Genomic DNA, 4,626 nt, shown 5'->3' with positions numbered 1-4,626 from the left:
CCAGGGCGTCGGCGGAGGCGTGGACCCGCAGGACCACGGGACGAACCGGCCTCGAGCGCGCCAGCTGGCTGGTCACGAAGCTCGCCGCGTCCTCGGTGGGCAGCGCGCGAGGTGCGCAGCGTATTCCGATCGGCCGCGGGAGGTCAAACGGTCCACGCGAAAGGTACGCCAATCGGCGCGGTCGACGTCCCAGGCGACCAGGTACCAGCGGCGCCCCGCGGAGACGAGGCTGTGTGGTTCGGCGAGGCGGCTGCTTTCCGCGTCGGTCTTGTCCCGATATCGGAAGCGGATTCGTTCGCCGTCGCGCGCGGCGGCGGCCAGGGCGACCAGCACCTCGGGGTCGATCATCGGACCGGCGGCGGGCCCGCCGAGCGACACGGTCGTCGTGTCCAGCGCGTCGACCCGGCGTCGCAACCGGGACGGCAGGACCTGCTGCAATTTCACCAAGGCGCGGGCAGCCGATTCCTCGATCCCCACGATCGCGCCCTGCGCCGCGCCGCGCAGTCCGAGCGTGATCGCGACCGCTTCCTCGTCGTCGAGCAGCAGCGGCGGCAGCGCCGCGCCCGCTTCCAGACGGTAGCCGCCGATCGCACCGAGGCTCGCGACCACCGGATACTCCAGCTCGCGCAGACGCTCCACATCCCGGCGCACCGTCCGCACCGTGACCCCCAACCGCGCGGCCAGTTCGGGGCCGCTCCATTCGCGGCGGGTCTGCAACAGCGACAGCAGTTGGAGCAGTCGCGCGGCGGTCCGGGTCACATCCTCGAGTATGGCGGCGAACAAGGACAGAATCCGACCTCATCGGTTCCTAGCGTGAGGTCCGTGCATGCAGATCGAGACACCATCAGGATCGTCGGGGCTCGCGAGAACAATCTGCGCGACGTCTCGCTGACGATCCCCAAAGGCAAGATCGTGGTCTTCACCGGCGTCTCCGGTTCGGGCAAATCGTCGATCGTCTTCGGCACCGTCGCGGTCGAATCGCAGCGACAGCTCAACGAGACCTTCACCTGGTTCATCCGCAATCGGCTGCCCAAGTACGAGCGCCCGGAGGCCGACGCGATCGACAACCTGGCACCCGCCGTCGTCGTCGATCAGAAGCCGATCGGCGGCAATTCCCGTTCCACGGTCGGGACCATGACCGACATCCACTCGGTCATCCGCGTGCTGTTCTCCCGGCACAGCGTGCCGAGCGCGGGCGAGGCCACACGCTATTCGTTCAACGACCCGCTGGGCATGTGTCCCGCGTGCGGCGGTCTCGGCCATGTGGTGCGGCCGGATCTGGACAGGCTCCTCGATACCGGTAAGTCGCTCAACGAGGGCGCCATCACCTTCGGGCCGTTCGCGGTCGGAACATTCCAGTGGCAGCTCTACGCCGAGTCGGGACTTTTCGATCCGGACAAGCCGCTGCGGGACTTCACCGCGGAGGAATGGCAGTTGTTCCTGCACGGCAAGGGTTTCCGGGTGCCGCGCAAGAACCGGAACGGATCGGCGGGGAGCAACGCATACGAAGGCCTGCTGGAGCGGTTCGACCGCCTGTACGTCAAGCGTGATCTCACCGCGCTGTCGGACAAGAATCGCGAGGCCGCCCGCGCGGTGGTCACCGAGGAGGTCTGCCCGGACTGCGGGGGTGCCCGGCTCAACGCCGCCGCGCTGGCGAGCCGGATCGACGGGCTCGGCATCGCCGACTACGGCAGGCTGGAGATCACCGATCTCATCGAGGTGCTCGACCGCTTGGACGATCCGGTGGCTCGACCGATCGCTCGGGCCGCTGTCGCCCGGTTGCGCCGGATCGAGGAGGTCGGGCTCGGTTACCTGTCGCTCGATCGGGAGACCGCGACCCTGTCCGGCGGCGAGGCGCAGCGTCTGAAAGTCGTCCGGCATCTGGGCTCCAGCCTGACCGGCATGACCTATATCTTCGACGAGCCCAGCGTCGGCATGCATCCCCGGGACGTGGGGCGGCTGAACACGCTGCTGAGCCGGCTGCGCGACAAGGGCAACACCGTTCTGGTGGTGGAGCACTCCCCCGACGTCATCGCCGTCGCCGACCACGTGGTCGACATGGGTCCCGGCGCCGGTTCCCGCGGCGGGCAGGTGGTGTTCCACGGGACGGTCGATCAACTGCGGCTCGCGAAGACGCCGACCGGTGCGGGTTTGCGCCGGGTGCGTCGGGTGAAGGAAGACGTCCGCACGCCGACGGGATGGCTGACCGTCACCGGTGCCGACGCCTACAACCTGAAGAATCTCACCGCGCGCTTCCCGACCGGTGTGCTCACGGCGGTGACCGGCGTAGCGGGCTCCGGGAAGAGCACGCTGGTGTCCGGCGCGTTCGTCGCGGCGCATCCGCAGGTCGTCGCGGTGGACCAGTCCGCGATCACCGCGTCCCGGCGCTCCAGCCCCGCCACCTATCTCGGCATCATGGATCCGCTGCGTCAGCTTTTCGCCCGGCGGCACGGCGTACGACCGGGCTTGTTCAGTTTCAATTCCGAGGGCGCCTGCGGCGAATGCGACGGCGCCGGAGTGATCTTCACCGACCTGGCGTACATGGATCCGGTCACCACGATCTGCCGGGCCTGCCACGGACGCAGATACCGTCCGGAGGCGCTCGCCTACGAGATCCGCGGGGCGTCCATCGCCGACGTGCTGGAGATGTCCGCGCAGGAGGCGCTGGACTTCTGGGCCGAAGACGGGGACCTGCGGGTCGGCACGCCGTTGCGGTCGCTGCTCGACGTCGGCCTCGGGTATCTCACTCTCGGCAGGTCGCTGTCCTCGCTGTCCGGCGGCGAGCGTCAGCGCGTCAAACTGGCCGATCACCTGCAACGTCGCGCGGAACCCGCTGTCTACGTGCTGGACGAGCCGACCACGGGGCTGCACATGGCCGATGTCGACACCCTGGTCGGGCTGCTCGACCGGCTGGTCGACGCGGGTAACACGGTGATCGTCATCGAGCACGACCTGGATGTCGTCGCCCGAGCCGACTGGGTGATCGACCTGGGGCCCGACGGCGGGAAGCACGGCGGCGAGATCGTTTTCGCCGGGACACCGGCGGAGATGCTGGCGGACGGCCGGTCGCTGACCGCGGAGTACCTGCGGCGCAATGTCGTTGCCCGATGATCCCGCCGCCGCGGACGTGATCGCGGCATCATGAATTCATGGCGACACGGGAGGTGGTCCGGGCGGGGGCTTTCGCGCGGATCTACGACCCGAGCGCCGGGGAGCCGGAAGCCTGGTACATCAACGATCACACGATCGTTCGCGACGATGCGGGGCGGTGGCATCTTTTCGGAATCACCCACCCCGAGCCCGCGGACCCGTTCGACGAGATCGAGTTCGCCCACGCCACCGCCGACCGGCTGCACGGACCGTGGAGCAAACACGCCTCCGCGCTACGGGTGGATCGGGACTACGGCGAGACGCATCTGTGGGCGCCCTATGTGCTCCGCGCCCACGGGCGGTACCACATGTTCTACGCGGCGGGCGGCGCCGACCGCACCGCCGCCGCGATGAACTCGGCGATCTCGCCCGACCTGTTCCACTGGACCCGATCCGCGGCGGGCCCGCTGTTCCGCGACGGCTACGACGCTCGCGACCCCATGGTGGTGCGGGTGGGGGACCAATGGGTGATGTACTACTGCGCGACCAGCGCCCCGGCCGGTGGTCACCATGTCGTCGCCTACCGCACCAGCACCGATCTCGTGCACTGGGGCGAGCGGCACATCGCGTACACGGACCCGGCCAAAGGCACCGAAGCCGGCAACACCGAATCGCCTTACGTCCTCCGGCACGGAGGTTGGTGGTATCTGTTCATCGGTCCGCGGCCGCACTACGTCGGGACGGATGTCTTTCGCAGTGACAACCCTTTCCACTTCCGCATCGGTGACAAGGTGGGCCACATCGCGGCGCACGCCGCCGAAGTGATCGACGAGGACGGTCGCTGGTGGATCACCAGCGCGGGCTGGGGACAGGGCGGGATCCATCTGGCGCCGCTCGGCTTCCCACGATCGCGGGTCGTCAAGACGGTTCCGCGGTGAGCCGGAAACACCGAGCCGGGCGCTGATTCGGCGAAACACGCCTCCGCCCGCGGTCGCTGCTGGTATCTGTTGGAGCGAGTCGAACTTCCGATCACCCACCCTGCGGGAGGGACCGGCATGGCCCGTATCGGCATCATCAGCATCTCCGATGGCCGCGACTATGTGCATGCGGGCATCGCCGATTTCATCGCCTCCACCGAGGACCGGCTCGTGACCGCGCTGACCGCGGCGGGGCACGATGTGGTCCGTGGCGCGGCGCCGATCAGCGACAACGCCCTGGCCGGTTCGGTGGCGCGCACGATCGCCGCGGCGGGCGTCGATCTCACCGTCCTGCATTACGCGGTGTGGGCGTTCCCGCATTTCACCATGCTGGCGGCGGGCGCGATTCCCGGCCCGCTGCTGTTGCTGTCGAATATCGACCCGGTCCAGCCCGGAATGGTGGGCATGCTCGCCGCCGGAGGCGCGCTGGATCAGATCGGACGTAAGCACAGCAGGCTGTGGGGTGATCCGTCCGATCCCGGGCTCATCGACGCCATCGGCGTACACGCGCGGGCCGCGGCAGCCGTGGCGAGCTTGCGCGGATCGACCTCGGCGCTTC

The 4,626-nt window shown here is 68.8% G+C and carries 3 protein-coding genes and 1 pseudogene; 3 read left to right on the top strand and 1 reads right to left on the bottom strand.

The genetic code is table 11. From position 1 onward, the window contains the following. A pseudogene (locus tag ON21_RS30730) lies at window positions 1-759 on the bottom strand (helix-turn-helix transcriptional regulator); the annotation flags it as partial. A 63-nt stretch (window positions 760-822) separates the two neighbouring features. On the opposite strand from ON21_RS30730, the gene ON21_RS30725 reads away from it, so the two are divergent. The 3 genes from ON21_RS30725 to ON21_RS30715 form a co-directional block, all read left to right on the top strand. Continuing rightward, window positions 823-3,111, top strand: a complete 2,289-nt coding sequence (locus ON21_RS30725; RefSeq protein ID WP_039803816.1) for an ATP-binding cassette domain-containing protein — start codon at window positions 823-825, stop codon at window positions 3,109-3,111. 38 nt (window positions 3,112-3,149) lie between these two features. After that, window positions 3,150-4,028: a glycoside hydrolase family protein gene (locus ON21_RS30720; RefSeq protein ID WP_039803814.1), complete on the top strand. Its 879-nt coding sequence runs from the start codon at window positions 3,150-3,152 to the stop codon at window positions 4,026-4,028. Window positions 4,029-4,145: 117 nt separating this feature from the next. Beyond that, window positions 4,146-4,626, top strand: a 481-nt coding sequence (locus tag ON21_RS30715) for a fucose isomerase (protein WP_039803812.1), incomplete at its 3' end; no start/stop codon positions are given.

The sequence above is a fragment of the Nocardia araoensis NBRC 100135 genome (assembly GCF_000308435.1).
In the GTDB taxonomy this organism is placed as follows: domain Bacteria; phylum Actinomycetota; class Actinomycetes; order Mycobacteriales; family Mycobacteriaceae; genus Nocardia; species Nocardia araoensis.
This window is presented reverse-complemented; position numbering and strand designations above follow the sequence as displayed.